17 protein-coding genes are annotated in these 16,758 nt (G+C 60.0%); 6 read left to right on the top strand and 11 right to left on the bottom strand.

The features are described 5' to 3' along the window. The first annotated feature begins 32 nt into the window (after positions 1–32). Positions 33–1,340, top strand: a complete 1,308-nt coding sequence (locus ACN9MZ_RS13195) for an acyltransferase family protein (RefSeq protein ID WP_426342550.1) — start codon at positions 33–35, stop codon at positions 1,338–1,340. Between the two features lie 14 nt (positions 1,341–1,354). Here ACN9MZ_RS13195 and ACN9MZ_RS13190 read toward each other — a convergent pair whose 3' ends face one another. The 3 genes from ACN9MZ_RS13190 to ACN9MZ_RS13180 form a co-directional block, all read right to left on the bottom strand. Continuing rightward, entirely contained in the window at positions 1,355–2,383 is a 1,029-nt protein-coding gene (locus ACN9MZ_RS13190) for a DinB family protein (protein ID WP_426342549.1), read from the bottom strand. Between the two features lie 186 nt (positions 2,384–2,569). Beyond that, complete coding sequence (locus tag ACN9MZ_RS13185) at positions 2,570–3,325, bottom strand: hypothetical protein (RefSeq protein WP_426342548.1); 756 nt, start codon at positions 3,323–3,325, stop codon at positions 2,570–2,572. Positions 3,326–3,355: 30 nt separating this feature from the next. Next, positions 3,356–3,946 carry a DUF1439 domain-containing protein gene (locus ACN9MZ_RS13180; RefSeq protein ID WP_426342547.1) on the bottom strand — a complete coding sequence of 197 codons (591 nt, stop codon included), beginning with the start codon at positions 3,944–3,946 and terminating at the stop codon, positions 3,356–3,358. 47 nt (positions 3,947–3,993) lie between these two features. On the opposite strand from ACN9MZ_RS13180, the gene ACN9MZ_RS13175 reads away from it, so the two are divergent. Then, the gene (locus ACN9MZ_RS13175) at positions 3,994–4,770 is read left to right on the top strand and encodes a DUF72 domain-containing protein (RefSeq protein WP_426342546.1); all 777 of its coding nucleotides are present in this window, start codon (positions 3,994–3,996) and stop codon (positions 4,768–4,770) included. Between the two features lie 88 nt (positions 4,771–4,858). Here the strand turns inward: ACN9MZ_RS13175 and ACN9MZ_RS13170 are convergent, their stop codons facing one another. After that, a complete protein-coding gene (locus tag ACN9MZ_RS13170; RefSeq protein WP_426342545.1) occupies positions 4,859–5,326 on the bottom strand; it encodes a cupin domain-containing protein in 468 nt (155 codons plus the stop codon). Positions 5,327–5,467: 141 nt separating this feature from the next. On the opposite strand from ACN9MZ_RS13170, the gene ACN9MZ_RS13165 reads away from it, so the two are divergent. From ACN9MZ_RS13165 to ACN9MZ_RS13155, 3 genes are read left to right on the top strand one after another with little or no spacing between them, the layout of a single operon-like run. Beyond that, the gene (locus ACN9MZ_RS13165) at positions 5,468–5,836 is read left to right on the top strand and encodes a GntR family transcriptional regulator (protein ID WP_426342544.1); all 369 of its coding nucleotides are present in this window, start codon (positions 5,468–5,470) and stop codon (positions 5,834–5,836) included. After that, positions 5,833–6,690 (top strand): ABC transporter ATP-binding protein, encoded by an 858-nt coding sequence (locus ACN9MZ_RS13160; RefSeq protein ID WP_426342543.1) that lies wholly within the window; start codon positions 5,833–5,835, stop codon positions 6,688–6,690. Before ACN9MZ_RS13165 ends, ACN9MZ_RS13160 begins: the two co-directional genes overlap by 4 nt. Beyond that, a complete protein-coding gene (locus ACN9MZ_RS13155) occupies positions 6,687–7,652 on the top strand; it encodes a hypothetical protein (RefSeq protein ID WP_426342542.1) in 966 nt (321 codons plus the stop codon). The genes ACN9MZ_RS13160 and ACN9MZ_RS13155 overlap by 4 nt, the downstream gene beginning before the upstream one ends. 59 nt (positions 7,653–7,711) lie before the next feature. Here the strand turns inward: ACN9MZ_RS13155 and ACN9MZ_RS13150 are convergent, their stop codons facing one another. Next, a complete protein-coding gene (locus tag ACN9MZ_RS13150; protein ID WP_426342541.1) occupies positions 7,712–8,329 on the bottom strand; it encodes a hypothetical protein in 618 nt (205 codons plus the stop codon). 398 nt (positions 8,330–8,727) lie between these two features. Beyond that, a protein-coding gene (locus ACN9MZ_RS13145; protein ID WP_426338948.1) for an IS3 family transposase occupies positions 8,728–9,977 on the bottom strand; the annotation gives its coding sequence in 2 pieces (ribosomal slippage) (positions 8,728–9,692 and positions 9,692–9,977; 1,251 coding nt in all). Between ACN9MZ_RS13145 and ACN9MZ_RS13140 the strand changes: the two genes are divergently transcribed. After that, positions 9,928–11,475 (top strand): hypothetical protein, encoded by a 1,548-nt coding sequence (locus tag ACN9MZ_RS13140; RefSeq protein WP_426342540.1) that lies wholly within the window; start codon positions 9,928–9,930, stop codon positions 11,473–11,475. The two genes, ACN9MZ_RS13145 and ACN9MZ_RS13140, sit on opposite strands and share 50 nt — an antisense overlap. A 170-nt stretch (positions 11,476–11,645) precedes the next feature. Here ACN9MZ_RS13140 and ACN9MZ_RS13135 read toward each other — a convergent pair whose 3' ends face one another. From ACN9MZ_RS13135 to rlmB, 5 genes are all read right to left on the bottom strand, one after another. Continuing rightward, a complete protein-coding gene (locus tag ACN9MZ_RS13135) occupies positions 11,646–12,464 on the bottom strand; it encodes an outer envelope protein (protein WP_426342539.1) in 819 nt (272 codons plus the stop codon). Between the two features lie 11 nt (positions 12,465–12,475). Further along, positions 12,476–14,362 (bottom strand): methyl-accepting chemotaxis protein, encoded by a 1,887-nt coding sequence (locus ACN9MZ_RS13130; protein WP_426342538.1) that lies wholly within the window; start codon positions 14,360–14,362, stop codon positions 12,476–12,478. 102 nt (positions 14,363–14,464) lie between these two features. Continuing rightward, positions 14,465–15,139 carry a YceH family protein gene (locus ACN9MZ_RS13125; RefSeq protein ID WP_426342537.1) on the bottom strand — a complete coding sequence of 225 codons (675 nt, stop codon included), beginning with the start codon at positions 15,137–15,139 and terminating at the stop codon, positions 14,465–14,467. 9 nt (positions 15,140–15,148) lie between these two features. Next, positions 15,149–15,889: a serine O-acetyltransferase gene (gene cysE / locus ACN9MZ_RS13120; RefSeq protein ID WP_426342536.1), complete on the bottom strand. Its 741-nt coding sequence runs from the start codon at positions 15,887–15,889 to the stop codon at positions 15,149–15,151. A gap of 120 nt (positions 15,890–16,009) precedes the next feature. After that, on the bottom strand, positions 16,010–16,741 hold the full coding sequence (rlmB, locus tag ACN9MZ_RS13115) for a 23S rRNA (guanosine(2251)-2'-O)-methyltransferase RlmB (RefSeq protein WP_426172191.1): 732 nt from the start codon (positions 16,739–16,741) through the stop codon (positions 16,010–16,012). Positions 16,742–16,758 lie beyond the last annotated feature (17 nt).

The following is a 16,758-nucleotide window of genomic DNA, read 5'->3' as shown; positions in this document are numbered from 1 at the left end:
GTTCCTTGAACCAGATCAAGTCTGGAGGAGGCTTGGGCTGGCAAATTTTGTACGTCCAATTGATCAATTTCGGAATTGCATTCCTGGCAAGCAAACTGCGACCATTGCCTGGTTCTTCTGACGGGAGGTACAACATGGGCCAGATGCCGGCAACGCGGGTTGCGATATTGGACGTATTGCGGGGAGCCGCCGTGGCGGGGATGATTCTCGTCACCAGCTCAGGAGACTGGAATCAAGCCTACCCTTTCCTCCAGCATGCTGGCTGGAACGGATGGACGCTTGCCGACATGGTCTTTCCCATGTTCCTGTTCGCAGTCGGGATGGCGATGGGCCTGTCGTTTCCGCGCCGGCTAAGTGCACCAGGCGCTCTGACCGGCCTTTGGTGGCGGGTCGGCCGCCGCGTCACATTGCTTCTGTTCCTCGGCCTGCTCGTGAACGCAATCTATACGGCAGATATTCTCGGCATTCCAGTCAACCTGGGTCAACCCGGAATCGACTTCGTCCGTATTCCAGGCGTTTTACAGCGCATCGCGCTTTGCTATCTCGCAGCCATGGCGCTGGTACTGGGCTTCCCGCGTCAAACCGCGGAAGGAGACTTCGACGTGAATCCGCGCACCATGATCGTCGCGATCATGGCCATCCTCATGCTCTACTGGTTACTGATGCGCTTCGTGCCGGTCCCCGGCTACGGCACTGGGGCCCTGGACCAGGAAGGCAACCTCGCCGCCTACATCGACCGCGCAATCTTCACCGTGCCGCATCTTTGGCCACTGGGAACGGCCGGATCGGGCGGACCCGTAGTCTTCGACCCGGAAGGACTCCTGTCGACCTTGCCGGCCATCACCAACACGCTGTTTGGCATTCTGGCGGCCCTCGCATGGCGCCGTTCACCTGAACGGGCGGTGCCGCGCATGGCCATCATCGCGGCGGCCCTGGGCGCCTTGGCCTTGCTGCTTGATCCAGTCTTCCCCATTAACAAAAAAATATGGACCAGCTCCTTCGCCTTACTCAGTGCAGCATTCTCCTTCATGGCCCTGGCCTGCCTGGCCTGGGCACTGAAGCGTCGCTGGGTCGAACGCCTGAGCGCCCCCCTCAAAATCCTGGGCAGCAATGCCGTCCTTGCTTTTCTCCTCGCGACCATTTTCAGCAAACTGGCCGACGCCCCCTGGTTCGGCATGGACGGCGCGCGCCTCACTGCCCAGGCCTGGGGAAATGCGATAGCGCGCAAGCTGCTTCCCGACGCGCACATGGCGGCCACCGCCTGCGCCCTCGGCATCCTGGGCATGATCACCCTGATATTGTGGCCACTCTACCGGCGGAAACTGCATTTCCGGCTCTAGCGGGGCCGCATGGTTCAGGGCAGTTGTAGCGGCCAGATTTCCGCCTCGGTCCAACCCAGTTCTTGAAAATCCCGCGTCCGCAACGGTGCCTCACCTGCCGCAAAGAATTCATCCAGCTGGGGTGGCGCGACGGGCGTAGACGACAGCATGGCATGCACCTGCCCGCGATGATGGATCTGGTGCCCGAAAAGGTGGGCCAGCAGGCGCTGGCGGGTGTCGTGCTGGAATCCGTCACCGCGGTCGATAGTCACCACCCGTCCCAGGCCCTCATCGCTCAAGGCCCTGCAATACGCGATCAGCCGACGATCGGAAGCACGCTGCGCCTCCCAAAGCGCCGCGCAGGTATCAAACGGCTCTTCCACCGCGAAAAACTCGCTGCGGTAATCGGGATGCGGCGGCGCCCCGCGCGCCTCCCGCTCCAGCGCATCAATATAAAACCAGTCCACGGTCAGGATGTGATTCAGTGTCGCCTTAATCGAAGGAAAAAATCCCGTCCGCGGCGCCCTAAAATCCTCCTGCGACAGCTGCGCACAAGCCCGCAGCAGCCGATGATTAGCCCAGCCATTGTTATACGCCTCAGTCAACAAATGTCGCGACAGGCGATCACGCTCCAGCTCGTGCCCCACCATGGGGTTGCCCTTAGGGGCGAAAGGAGACACGGCCTCTGCCGCCGCCCACGTGGCGATCGAGGCGCAATAGCCTTCCGCTAGCCGGCCTGGTAGCGCGTCGGCAGCAAACAAGCCGATTTCCTTGTGTTCGTGGCTCAGCACTGGCACGAAACCATCCTCCAGCGTGCAGGCATGGGTGACGATGAACACCGTCTTCCCTGGCACGACCTCAAACAGGTAACTATCCAGCGGCGCCCCCACGCGGACGCGCACACCGAGCTCCTCCTCGACCTCACGCGCCAGGCAGCCTGCCGGCGTTTCGCCATCCTCGATGCGCCCGCCCGGCAGTTCCCATTCCTCGCGCTCATTCTTCAAGAGCACGACCCTGCCGTCAGGAGCGCAAAACACGCCTTTCACCGAAACTGGATAAGTCATTGGATGTGTAAATAAGCGATGCCCGGTGCTTCTTCAAGAATTGAGCGCACAGCCGAGTACAGTTGCGCCACCACCGCAAGCCATCCATACCGGGAATGGTGAGCTTGTCCTCATCCGCGACAATCTCGAAGCGGGAGGACTGGAACATCAGGACCGGGCTATGCATTCCGATGCTCCTTTCTTCATTCAGCTGCGCGGCACTTGCGCGAACGCGGCATTCAAACGCCGCACCATGTCGTTATTCATCGAGGCCGTATGCCGGTTCCAGCGGTCCATCGTATGTTGCAGTTCGCTCTGCAGGCGCTGCGCAAGCTGGTACTCGCGCACGCCAGCGGCCCAGATCGCAAACTCAGCGCGTGCGTCAAAACTGCCGAAGCGATTGACGGCATTTTCGAACTCTGCGCGCGCTTCCTCACTTCGGCCGGCAGCAGCGAACGCCTTCGCCAACAGCAGGCTGCACTGCTCGGCACGATAATGCGCATCTGCGCGGCGGATGAATTCGAGGTGTTCAATGGTCTTGGCGTGCGCGCCAATAGCCAGGTTCGCGCGCGCCGCACCAAGGCGGATCTCCAGGTCCGAACCAAACGCGCCCTGCAGGCAAGCTTCGTAAGTAGTCGTCGCTTCGGCCGCCTCGCCAGCCTCCAGCAGTGCCGAGGCAAGGCGCATCTGGTTTTGCGCGGTCGGGGTGAAGTTGAACGCCTCGCGCGCCGCACGCAGCTCACGGCCCGGATCGAGCATCCGGCCGGCAGCAGCAACGGCTTTCCGTGCACCGACGTCGAGGCGTGAACTCGGCAGGTACACGGCGAAGAAATACACCAGACTACCCAGAAGTGGGAAAGAGAACAGGATCAGCAGCCAATACAATTCCCGCCCGCGGCGCACCGCATGCACGGCAAAAAAGATGGCAACCAGAATATGCAGACCCAGACCGAAAAACGGCATTTCTCTTTCTCCTATTAGTTGAAATTTCGATTATAGACGACCGTCCCGCAACGGTTCCAGATGAATGCTCAGGCCGCTTGCTGAAGTACGGATGGCGGTCGGCACGAACTGCACGCCGGCATAACGCAACTCATCCGGACGCCAGGTATAGATCGGCGTGTCACGCGCCAGGCTATCGGCAAGCAAGCGGGCAGCACCTGCCACCTGGCGCTGCGTGCGCTCATCCAGGCCGTCCAGCGTGAAGTCCTCCAGGCGCGCATCAGCCAGCATCACCGCATTGCGCGAAGGGTCGATATTCAGGCGCCCGGACAGCGAAAGGCTGCCGGTAAATTGCTGCCGCATCAGCGGCGACGAAACAGACAGCATGGCGCCAAGGGCGATCCGGTCGTTCGGCAAGGTGGAAAGCCGCGGCTGCTCCAGCCGCAGTTCAAAGACAGCCAGCGCACGGTGCTCGATCGGGAAGCGCTGGTCGATATTGCGTTGCAGGCGCGCCAGCGGGACTTCGTAATCGCGCGGTCCGGCAAAGCTTGCGCAGCCGGACAACAGCACGGCAGCGCCACCTCCTGCGGCTAACGCAGCAGCGGCAATGGCGCGCGTGGCGAGTCGTCTGTGTGGGGTCATTTCAGGCTCCTGTGTCATAGTCGCAGCAATGATAACGGGGATCGCATATGCCACCTGTAACCATTGGTATCGCTGGATGGGCTTTGCCGCGCGCTGACACGGACTTGTTCCCGCCGGCGAGTTTTGGGAGCAACCTGGCACGCTACGCCGCTGTGTTTGGTGCCGTCGAAGTCAATTCCTCGTTCTATCGCCCTCACCGGCCGGAAACCTACGCGCGCTGGGCCGATAGCGTGCCGGCCGGCTTCCGCTTTGCCGTCAAACTCCCGCGCTCCATCACGCATGAAAAGCGCTTGCAGGATGTCGGTGCTGACCTCGACCGCTTCGCATCCGAAGCCGGGGCGCTGGGCGAAAAGCTCGGGTGGATACTGGTGCAGACGCCGCCCAGCCTGCGCTTCGACCCAGCGGCGGTCGCAGCCCTCTTCACAGCCCTCGGCGAGCGCTTTGGCGGCAAGGAGCGCGGCAAGAGGCCAATACTTCTGGCCTGCGAGGCTCGCCACGGCACATGGTTTAGCGCCGAGGCAACGGCGCTGCTGCGCGAAATGGAAGTGATTCGGGTAGTAGCCGATCCGCCCGCTGGAGAACCGGGACCTTTCATACCGACACGCGATGACGCCGCCTACGTGCGCCTGCACGGCAGCCCGCTGATCTATCGCTCAAGCTACGAACCCGAGCGACTGGAGCAAGTCGCCGCCTGGCTGCGTAACCAGCGTGGCAACGCACTGGTCATCTTCGATAACACAATGTCAGGCACGCAGGTCAGGCAGGCTAGGCAGCTTTACGCCCTGCTCACCCATCGCGCGCCGGCTTCCTCTTTACCGCCGTGAGGATCGGGCCCGCAAAGTGGCCATTGCAGGCACAGTTGGCTAGATCGGCCAATTCCTGCTGAAATGCGCGCCCGCCTGCTGCCCCATACTATTTTTTCCCCTTCATCGGGTCATCATCCGGGTTCACATACGTGATATCAAACGGCCCCTCGCCGTGGATCTGGACGATGGTGTCGCCCTTCATGATCGCGTAATGGTTGGTCTTGGCCGGAATCGCCACAAAGTCCCCCGCATGGTGGGCCTTGGCCGCCTTTTCATCAAGCTTATCCCCCATGCCCAGCACCAGCGTCCCCTTGATCACGGTGACGTTTTCCATCATCGAATGCATATGCGGCGGCACCTTGTAGCCCGACTGGGCGTGCAAGCGCATGACAAACGGTCCCGCCTTGCTGGGGTCCCCCTGCAACACAGCCGCTTTGGCGCCTTTGGGCAAGGTGGGTGGGCCATCGCCCCATTTCATCTCATCGCCGAGATGCATAGCAGAAACAGGAATCAGACACCCAAAAGCAGCAGCGGCAAAGACAGCAGCCAGGGCGCGAGGCGTAATTCTGGACATGACAATCTCCTTTTAAAAAGGGTACTCCAGGTTTGATCATAGTCTGCATTTGCAAAAAAACCACTTGCCGCGGGCAGATTCAGTGTTATAGTTCACTACAACACCAGTTCATTAAATCACCAACACTGGAGGAAACCATGTATGTGGAATGAAAACCGCCCGATCTACCTGCAGTTGAAGGAGCGGGTCGTCGGCATGATGCTGGATGGCTTGCTCAAGCCCGGCGATGCCCTGCCCTCGGTGCGCCAGGTCGCGGCCGATTATCAATTGAACCCGATTACCGTCTCCCGTGCCTATCAGGAACTGGTCGACGAAACCTTGGTGGAAAAAAGAAGGGGATTAGGAATGTACGTTACCGATGGCGCTATTGATAAACTGCTGTCCACTGAACGCGAGCGCTTCATCCGCGAAGAATGGCCCGCAATGGTCGAACGCATCCGCCGCCTGGGCCTGGACATTGAACAACTGCTGCGCAGCACGAACGTGCCGCCACAAGGAGCCCCGGCATGACAGCGATCATCACCGCTAAAAACCTGAGCAAGCGTTACGGCACCACCAAGGCGCTGGATGACGCCAGCTTCCAGATCAACGCCGGCCGCATCGTCGGCCTGATCGGCCCAAACGGTTCCGGCAAAACCACCACCCTGAAAGCCATCCTCGGCCTGTCCCGCTTCGAAGGCGAGCTCAATGTGCTGGGCCTGGACCCGCGCCAGCAGCGCGATGAGCTGATGAAGGACGTCTGCTTCATCGCCGACGTCGCTATCCTGCCGCGCTGGCTGAAGGTAAAGGAGGCGATCAGCTTCTGCGAAGGCATCCACCCGCGCTTCAACCGCGAACGCGCGGAAAAGTACATCGCCAACACCAAGCTGTCGCCGGACATGAAAGTCAAGGCCATGTCCAAGGGCATGATCGTGCAACTGCACCTGGCGCTGGTGATGGCAATCGACGCCAAGCTGCTGGTGCTGGACGAACCGACTCTGGGCCTGGACATCCTGTACCGCAAGCAGTTCTACCACCAGTTGCTGGAAGATTACTTCGACGAGAACAAGACCATCCTGATCACCACGCACCAGATCGAGGAAGTCGAAAACATCCTGACCGACCTGATGTTTATCCGCGACGGCAAGATCACCCTCGCCGCCTCGATGGACGAAATCGGCGACCGCTATACCGAAGTGATGGTGCAGCCCGAGTACATGACCGCCGCCAGCGCCCTGCAGCCGCTGCACCAGCGCACGGTGTTCGGCAAGGCAGTGATGCTGTTCGACGGCGTCTCGCGCAAGCAGCTTGAAACGTTTGGCGAAACCCGTACCCCAAGCGTGGCCGACCTGTTCGTGGCCAGCATGCAAGGAGAATACCAATGAAAACAATGAAATGGCTGATGCAGCGCGAGTACTGGGAAAACAAGGGCATGCTGTTCTGGACCCCTGCCATCATCGCCGGCCTGATGGTGTCCTTCACCGCCGTGATGCTCATCATCGGCAACAATATGGAAATGCACTTCAACGGCGAAGGGCTGTCGCGCTTCCATGAAATGACCGCCGTGCAGCGGCACGAACTGGCCAACGGTGTCGGCGCAGCCTTCCCGATGATGGCTACGCCGCTGTATATCCTGATGAGCTTTGTGATCTTCTTCTACTGCCTGGGCGCGCTGTACGACGACCGCCGCGACCGCAGCATCCTGTTCTGGAAATCGCTGCCGGTATCGGACACCATTACCGTGCTGTCCAAGGTGGCGGTAGCAACTGTAGCCGCGCCGCTGATCGTGGCCACCATCGGCTTCGTGGCTTCGCTCGCCATCATGCTGATGACGTCCATCGCCCTCAGCTTCCACGGCGTGAACGTGTTCAGTGACCTGCTCTCTTCCACCAACCTGTGGCTTTCTCCGTTCCGCATGCTGTCGCTGATCCCGGTGTACTTGCTGTGGGCGCTGCCGACCGTGGGCTGGCTGCTGATGGTGTCGAGCTGGGCGCGCAACAAGGTATTCCTGTGGGCCGTGGGCACGCCGTTGATGACCGGTGCGCTGCTGGCCTGGGCCAACTACGCCTTCAAGCTGGGCATCAATATCGAATGGTTCTTCTCGCAGGTGGTGCTGCGACTGCTGGGCAGCGTGTTGCCAGGCGCCTGGTTCATGTTCGACAAGTCGGCGCGTGAGGCAATGCAGCATGCGCCCGGCATGCAGAACGACCCTGCCGGCCAGATCTCGGGCTTCTTCAACGAGGCGTACGGCTCGCTGGCCAGCCCGGCCCTGTGGGTTGGTGTCGTGGCGGGAGTGGGCATGATTGCCGTCGCGATCTGGATGCGTCGCTGGCGCGAAGAGAACTGAATGCGCTGATCTCTCGGTAGCTCCCACCTTCGCAGAGGCGAGCTACCGAACCCCGCACATCAAAAGCTGACTTCCTCCTGGCGCAACAGGTCCTCGATCACTTCCTGATTTTTTTTGCCGCTCACAAGCGCATAAATGCCGGTATAGAACGGAAGGCTTTTGATCGCATTTAACGCCGTGGCTTCTCCAAAAATTCCAGCCAAGGTCTTGTACTCCATATAGCAAACCAGCACGTGACTGTATGTCGACGATTCGTTGCCGGCTCCTTTTGGCTGCCGGGGATCGAGCCCAGGAAATTTCGCTTGCACAAGCGCAGTGGTTTCATCGGGCATGAACTTGGCGTTCAACACCATATTCCAGTGGAACTGCTCGTGCAATAAGCTACCGACAAGATAAATATCGTCATCAGGCATCGTTGTGCGTACACCTAAAGTAAGAACAGGATGGCTGTGTGGCGGCCACACGTCCTTATCAACTCTGATGTCCTTTGTGTACAGCCATTTCTCCAATTTGTATTGATCGACAAGCGCTTCTATCCGCGCCTTAAGCGCCAATTCCTGGGGAGCGTTGTGCACAGCGGCGACATTCAAGTTCTCCTTCGCGCTCGCTGCCGCCAGATTGAGCGCAGAAAGAACCGCGCAGAAGATGGCACTGCCTGTCAGTTTTTGGACTCTCATTTCAGCCCCTTGACACCAGCCGCCCAGCAAGCAACGAGCGCAATGTTCGACCGCTCGGCCCAAACGGTGATGAAGCACGCTCCCGGTATGGAAAGCCTTCCGTACAGGTCAGCGGCTTTTTCAACCAGACCTATGCCTCGCTGGCCAGCCCGGCGCCGCAGCAAGATATCCCTGTGAGCAATGGATGCCCGGCAGATGGCGGCTACCCTGCCCACCCCGACCTCGCCCCGGTTCAACAGTCGCTTCCAAGTTCTGTTTTACTTTCACCTTTGGGCATGGCCCCTCGATCCATGAGCGGTTTCACGACCGTATCCCGAAATCGATTGAAATCAGTCTTTGTGTCCCATCCCTCCATGGAGTAAAGTGGACCCATCAGTCAAGACACTTTGTCGCTTAGTTTAAGCTGTGCCCATTTCCAACGTCACAGCTGCACGGCGCTGCCCCGCAATACCAGAATTTTCCTGCTCGCCTTCACCATCGCCAAATTTATCTACGATCAGCGCACCGCCACCGATCCCCGACTTGTAGACGCTATCCGGCGTTTCATAACCCAGCGCCTGATGCGGGCGCTCCGCGTTGTAGAACGCAAAATACTGCGCCAGGCCGACCATCAGCTCCGCCATGTTGGCATACCCTTTCAGGTACACGTCCTCGTACTTCACGTTGCGCCACAGGCGCTCCACGAAGATGTTGTCCAGCGCCCGCCCGCGGCCGTCCATGCTGATCGCCACGCCTTCGCGTTTCAGCACACCAGTGAAGGCTGTGCTGGTGAACTGCGATCCCTGATCGCTGTTAAACACTTCAGGCCTGCCGTAGTGGCGCAGCGCATCCTCCAGGCAGTCCACGCAGAACGACGCGTCCATGCTGTTGCTGATGCGCCAGGACAGCACCTTGCGGCTGTACCAGTCAATCACCGCTACCAGGTAGGCGAAGCCCCGGGCCAGCCTGATATACGTCAGGTCTGTGCTCCACACCTGGTTTGGTCGCGTGACCGCCACGCCGCGCAGCAGATACGGATAAACCTTGTGCTCCGGATGCGGCTTGCTCGTCTCCGGCCCTGGCGCCATGCCGGCCAGACCCATTTCGCGCATCAGGCGCTGCACGCGCTTGCGATTGACGCAGTAACCACGCCTTCGTAGGAACACCACCATGCGCCGGCTGCCATAGAACGGCCGGTTCGTGTACTCCTCGTCGATCAGGCCTCGCAACTGGCTATCCTCTTCGGTCAGACTTTGCTCACGCACCGCAGCTTCCATTCGTCGATAGACCGAAGAGCGCGAAATGCTTGCCAGCTCGCACTGCATCGTCAGTGGCATCTCGTCGTCCCGCTCGATCCATCGCGCCCGCTCCGCCGGACTCATTCCCCTAGCTTTTTTTTAAGCCAATCCACCTGCATCTTCAACTTGCCAATCTCGCTATACAGCTTGTCCTCGGGGCTGCTTTCATCGACCGGCTTGGGACCGCGCTTGACGTCGAACAGTGCGCCGGCATTCTCCAGGATCTCTTTCTTCCACTGACCGACCAGCACAGGATGTACACCGTACTCCTGCGCGATTTCCGTGACCGTCTTAACCCCGCGCACCGCCTCCAGACCCACCTTGGCCTTGAATTCCGCCGTATGCACCCTGCGTTTTTTACCTTCACTCATTTGCTATCATCCTTTCGCGGACGACAGCTTAAACCACTGTCTCAATTTCGGGGACCACTATACTCCTCAAGAAGGCTCACAACTTGCAACGCTTGGCACTTTTGCACTCGACAACCCAGCTTTAACAAATATGGCGCCAGCCGACAACGATAACACCTTCCTGCAGCAGCTAAATGAGGACTGGCTTCGTATCGAATCCAAGCCCCACGTTAGCTGTGCATACGAAAAGAAACCGTACAAGGGCGCGGTAGTCGTAGGCTGGTCTAGTTCGACTCGTTTTTGTAGTGAGGTCCCACTGGCGATTGACGATGAGGACCATCTTGGCATCGCAAAACCTAATCGGGCACTGCATCCTTCGGTCGTTGCCTTGAAGAGAGCTCTCGTCAAGTATGCTTTACCCATACAAATGGAAGCTCAATTGGATACACCCGACTTTCAACAGAAGGACGATAGACTTCAATTCACGATGAACGCCGCACAGGGAAGCGCGCGCTTAATGAATCGAGGCCGTGCCACTTTGAAGTATTGGGTCGCAAACAAGTCCAGTCCATCGCTCTACATCGTTCCTGGCGAGAGCCCGCAATCCATTGGCGGAAATCAGATGCAGCAGGTTGATTTCCTCCTGCTTGCGGACGCGAATGATTCATCATATGACCTCACCCTAAAAACGGATCCTGAGCTACCGCAGGAGTTGAATGTGAAAGTTGTCGTGTCCAACCTGAATGAAATTCGAAGCCGCCATGCGTCCCAAGTGGCGCTGATGTTAAATAATGTAGAAGCGTTCTTGGCCGATCAAGAAACCGCTTCGGAGTTTGCGAAGCTCCCGGCGAATGATCCCAAGGCTATGAGCAAAATAGCAGAGGTCGCCTTCAATTCAGTAACAGCCTCAAATGCTGCTCTATCCGACTCGGCCAAGTGGGTTATCGTGGCAGATAGTCTCGCGACTGCCAGAATCGGCCGTGCTGCGGGGATTGCGATCAACAAAGCAGAAATGGGCGACGCGACGAATGCGGATTCGCTGCGAAATCTGCGCTCGAAGGTCGAAAAGCTCATTATTGATGAGGGTGTTAAAGCTGATGAAAAATCGAATCTCAAGAAGTTGTCTCCTGAAGATTTGAAAGCTGCCCAGCCTCCCCGATGGCTTCTTACGCCTGATTACGTCCAAGGAAGGGATAGGCTGATTCAACGTATGGCTGAATATCCTGCCACGCGGAATGCTGCTATCCCCATCAACCTGGATGTGGGCCACGCCGAAATCAAGCCTGCAGTTGAAAAATCCCTTACTTATGGGGGAATGAGCCAACGCATCGATAAACCACTCAACTCTTCAATGCAGGAGGGGGCGGGCAGACCGATTAAAATTCCCCTTACGAGAGAAAAACGTATTCTGGAAGAGAAAAAGACGCTCGACTTCACCAACCCCAATGCGGACCGTCAACTTGATGAACCGGACAAGCGGCTACAAAAGCCCGCGATGAACAGGCTGAATCGAGAATAGTCGGACTGCCGCGCGGCTGTGGCCTCTGGCAATTCTTACATGATCATGGGCGCATGCTGAGCGAACTTATTTAACCTATCAGCCCCGGCAGCCAGAAGAAGCGGCTGCGCTAGCCATTCCATCCCCATAGAACCAAAGGGCGTCAACCGGCCCGGCAAACGTAATGACGCCTAAAAATGGTACTCGGCCCGGACCATGGGCGTCTGCGCTAGGCTGCCCGGGACATTCGACGGATTACCGAATTTGTTGCGCCAGTATTGATACTCGAAGCCGGCCTTCAGCTTGCCCGGCTTCAGCCCCGCCGCAGCGCTGAAGTCATACATCACCTGCATATCGATGTTGGTCTCCGGCGCGGTAGGCCCGCCGAACTCATTGCGCCCCTTCTCGCCGATGTAATTCATATACCCTTCGAAAGACCAGCCGCTACCGAGGGGGATGCCCCAGGCCGCGTTCAGCATAGCGTGCGTGTCGTAGTGATAGCGCTTGGATACGCCGATCGGCTCATTGCTTTCCCACAGCGCCAGCAAGCTGATATTCAGGAAGCCCGGTACGTCCACCATCAAGGTCGGCCCGGCCACCAGCATCTGCTTGCGCGAGGCGTAGCCCTTGTCGTTCTTGTGGTTCCAGTCGAAGCCCACTGTGAAGCCAAAACCGCGCATGCCGGCGCCTTTGAATTCCCTGCCCGACAGCTTGCCGATATCGAGCGTGTGGCGGTACAGCAGATAGGTTTCAGTCGCGCGGCCGTCATTGCGATCGGACTTCAGGATGTCCAGGTTCATGTAATTGCTGCCGTATTGATAACCGCTGGCGTGCGTCAGGTTGATCACGCTCTTGCGGATGTCTTCCGGGTTGTACGGTTCGGCGAACCTGGTGCCAAAGCGGTAGCCGATGGAGTTGTCCATCCAGTCCAGGGCCAGGGCCGGCTGGGCGGCGCCAAGCGCCAGGGAGACAGCGGCAGCAGCGCGCGCCAGCGGTGCGAATCGGGTCATGCATCCTCCTGTTAGCGTAATTTCGGGGTGGCGTCGAGCTTGAACAGCCCGACCACTTCTTCCAATCGTGCGGCCTGTTCGCTGAGCGATTGCGCGGCGGCGGCGGCTTCTTCCACCAGCGCGGCATTTTGCTGCGTGGTGTTGTCCATCTGGGTGACAGCCTGGTTCACCTGGTCGATGCCCAGGCTTTGCTCCTGGCTCGCACTGGCAATTTCCTGCATCAGGCTCGCCACGTTCTGCACCAACTTGACGATGTCCTGCATCGCGGCGCCAGCCGAATCGGCCAGCTTGCCGCCGTCGGCTACCTGCTGCACGGATTCGGTGATCAGCTCCTTGATCTCTTTGGCCGCGGCAGCACTGCGCTGGGCCAGGTTGCGTACCTCGCTGGCGACAACGGCGAAGCCGCGTCCCTGCTCGCCGGCACGCGCCGCCTCGACGGCCGCATTCAGGGCCAGGATATTGGTCTGGAATGCGATACCGTCGATGACGCCGATGATGTCGGAGATCTTGTTCGAGCTGGCCGTGATCGAGGCCATCTTCTCAACCACCTGCCCTACCACGACGCCGCCGCGCTTGGCCGATTCGGCGGTACCGGCCACCAGCTTGTTGGCCTGTTCCGCGTTGGCCGTGTTGTTATGGACGGTCGACGTCAGTTCTTCCATCGCGGCTGCGGTTTCTTCCAGGTTCGATGCTTGCGCTTCCGTGCGGGCCGACAAATCCATATTGCCGCTGGCGATATCGCCCGTCGCGGCACCGATGGCGCGGCTGCTGTCGCGCACGCGCAGGATCGTGACGTTAAGTGATTCGACAAACTTGTTGAAGGCCGCCGCCAGCGCGCCCAGTTCGTCCCGCGACTGCACCGGCATGCGGCGCGTCAGGTCGCCGCCGCCGCTGGCGATGTCTTCCAGCAGTTCGGCCGCCTGCGCGACCGGCGATGCGATTGCACGGGCAATGACGAAGATCGCCAGCATGCCGATGCCGCCGCCAATGACGGCAGCAATCAGTGAAGTCATGGCGGCGCCGCGCGCGATACCTGCCAGCACTTCAGCTTCCGGCACCTGCGCGACCAGGTAGGCATTCAGCTCGGGGATGAAGGACGACGCCACCAGGTGTTCGCCATCGGTCGCTTTAAAGCTGTCGGCGACAAAGGCTTCCCCACCCAGCAGGCGCTTGGCCAGCGCTGGGCTCATGCCCGGCATCTCGGCCAGCGCATGCTTGCCGTCGACCAGTTTCGGGTCGCGGTGGATCAGGATCAGGCCATTGGCGCGCACCAGGTAGACGTAGCCGGACTGGCCCAGCTTGTAGTTGCGCACCGCTTCCGCCAGCGCATTGACGGACAGGCCAAGGCCGGCGACCGCCTGCTTGCCGGCAGCCGTTTGCACGCGGGTATTGATGAACAACATATAAGTGTCGGCGCTGACGTCCTTGTCGATGTCGAGCGCATAAGCCGAGCTGCCGGACAGGAAGCCATAGAACCACTGGTCGCTGGCAGCCTTCTCGTTCAGCGTGCGGTCGTACCCCTTGTCGGTGAAGTATTTGCCGGTGGAGCGCGAGACCCAGAATACGGTGGCGGCATTGTTCTTGGCCTTGAGGTTCTTCGCCTCGGTCGTCCACGCGCTTAAGCCCTCGTCCGGCACGCCCGCTTCCTCCCAGGCATGCAGGAAGGTGTTGTTGGCCAGCGTTTGCGAGACCGCCAGCGGGGTTGCGATCTGGCGCAGCACGTCGTTGCGGATGGCCGCTACCTGGGCGGGAAGTTCCTGCCGCAGCACGCGCTCGCGCGCTGCCTGGCTGGTCTTCATGATGCTGAGGGTGGAGGAAATGATGATGAACAGCAGAAGGGTCAAGCCCATGCTGAGAAGAAGCTTGTGCCGGATGGACAAGCGGTGCAGCAATTCCATTCGATCTCCCGGGGTATTGATATTGTGCGTCCAGCATATCAACGCCCGGGAGCCGCCACAATCAATCCAAACGAATATGGCGGATTCTCACAACAGCTACTGCTACTCGATTACTGCCCGCAATTCGGCAACTTGCGCTGCCAGGGCCGCCACCTCTTCACGCAGCGCTGCCACTTCCTGTTCCAGTTGCGTCACGCGGTCGGAACGGCTGCCGCCGCCCTCGCCTGCGCTGCTAGCGCTGCCGCCGTAGGCGCCTGCCGTGGCATCGCGCGCCAGTGCTTCTTCTCCGCCTAGCAGTTGGCCGTAACGCGGTTCGCGCGAACCTGGCGCCAACGGCAGTTTCTGCACCAGCGGTGGATACTTATCAATCAGGAATTGCAGGCCTGTTTCAACTTCGGCCACCGATTTGAATTCGTGCAGGCGGCCGGTGCGGGTGCGGATTTCGCCGGCCGTTTGCGGGCCGCGCAGCATCAGGATGGTCAGGATTGCCAGCTTGTCCTGCTCCAGCGTCCACTTCATGCGCATGCGGTGCTCGTACTTGACCACGCGCGCGCCGGACTGGCTGACGGTGCCCACCAGCTTGCGCTCGCCGAGGCGGGCCAGCACGTCGGCAACGGTTTCTTCGCTGATCTGCATGACCGGCTCACGGCTGGAGAGCTGGTTGCAGCCGTTGGTCAGCGCGTTGAGCGACAGCGGGTAGTTATCAGGCGTCAGGCCTTCTTTTTCGGCCAGTACCGCAAGCACGCGGATTTCAAACGGGTCCAATACTTCGTCCATGGTTTCTCCTTATTCGACCAGTTTGTTGAGTTCTGCGGAATCGAGTTTGTCGCATGGCTTGAGGTCCGGGCAGGCCAGGCCCGCCGCCTTCATCGCTGCCGACAGGCGCTCGATTTGTTCTTCCTGCGCCACCGCGTGCGTGATCAGGCTATGCAAGGCCTTCGACAGCGGATCGTCGCCGTTGGCGGTTACGCCGTATGCGGAGAAGAAGCGCGAGGATGGCAATGGAACCTGTTCTTTTTGGACCAGGTGGGCCGGGTTGCCGACGGCAGTGGCGCCGGCAGGTACTGGCTTCAGCACCACGGCGTTGGAACCGACCTTGGCGTATTCGCCGACTGTGAAGCCGCCCAACACCTTGGCGCCGGCGCCGATGATGACGCCGCGCTCCAGCGTGGGGTGACGCTTGGCGCCTGCATGCAGCGAGGTGCCGCCCAGCGTGACGCCCTGGTAGATGGTGCAGTCGTCGCCGACCTCCGCGGTTTCGCCGATCACTACGCCGAAGCCGTGGTCGATGAAGACCCGGCGGCCAATGGTGGCGCCGGGGTGGATTTCGATGCCGGTGATGATGCGGGCCAGGTAGGAGATGAAGCGGCCTGGCCATTTCAGGCCGTGGGTCCAGCACCAGTGCGCCCAGCGGTGCATGACGATGGCTTGCAGGCCGGGGTAACAGGTCAGCACCTCCCAGCCATTGCGAGCTGCGGGGTCGCGCTCGATGATGCTGCGGATGTCGTCGCGGAGGTGGTCAAACATGGTGGTGCTTTGATGGGGTGTTGTTCAGGCAAATATCATAGCGCATATGACTTTTGCTTGCTGGCTGCCAACCCGGCAAACCTGGGTCAGACCCAAGGGTCTGACCCGGACTTACGGGGTTTAGGCTTCGCGGGCAATACGCTGGCGGCGCGCTTCGTACAGGCAGACGCCGGAAGCAACGGAAACGTTCAGCGACTCCACCGAGCCGAACATCGGAATCGACACCAGCACATCGCAGGTCTCGCGTGTCAGGCGACGCATGCCCTCGCCTTCCGAGCCCATGACGATCGCGGTTGGGCCGCTGTAATCGCCTTCATACAAGGTCTTGTCGCCGTCATCGGAAGTACCGATCAGCCAGATATCGCGTTCTTTCAGCTCGCGCAGTGTACGCGCCAGGTTGGTCACGGTAATGAACGGCACCGATTCGGCCGCGCCCGATGCCACCTTGGCCGCAGTCGCGTTCAGGCCTACCGAGCGATCCTTCGGCGCGATTACCGCATGCGCACCGGCGCCATCGGCCACACGCAGGCAGGCGCCCAGGTTATGCGGATCGGTAATGCCATCCAGGACCAGCAGCAGCGGCGGGCCCTCCACCGCATCCAGCAGTTCATCCAGGTTGCGCGCCAGCGCCAGCTGGGAGGCAAACGCGATCACGCCCTGGTGGCGCCGGGTGCCGACTATCTTGTCGAGGCGCTCGGATTCCACCGGCATCACGCGCACGCCGGCCGCCTTGGCGTGGGCGATCAGGTCTTTCATGCGGCGGTCGTCGCGGGCTTGGTCGAAGAATATCTCTTCAACGCTGGAAGCTTCGTGGCGCAGGCGCGAGGTAACGGCGTGGAAGCCGAAAATCATTTTGTTCTTGGACATCG

Source organism: Pseudoduganella sp. S-14, from assembly GCF_049913285.1.
In the GTDB taxonomy this organism is placed as follows: Bacteria; Pseudomonadota; Gammaproteobacteria; order Burkholderiales; family Burkholderiaceae_D; genus Rugamonas.
The sequence above is the reverse complement of the archived record's forward strand: the minus strand, read 5'-3'. Positions and strand labels throughout refer to the sequence as shown.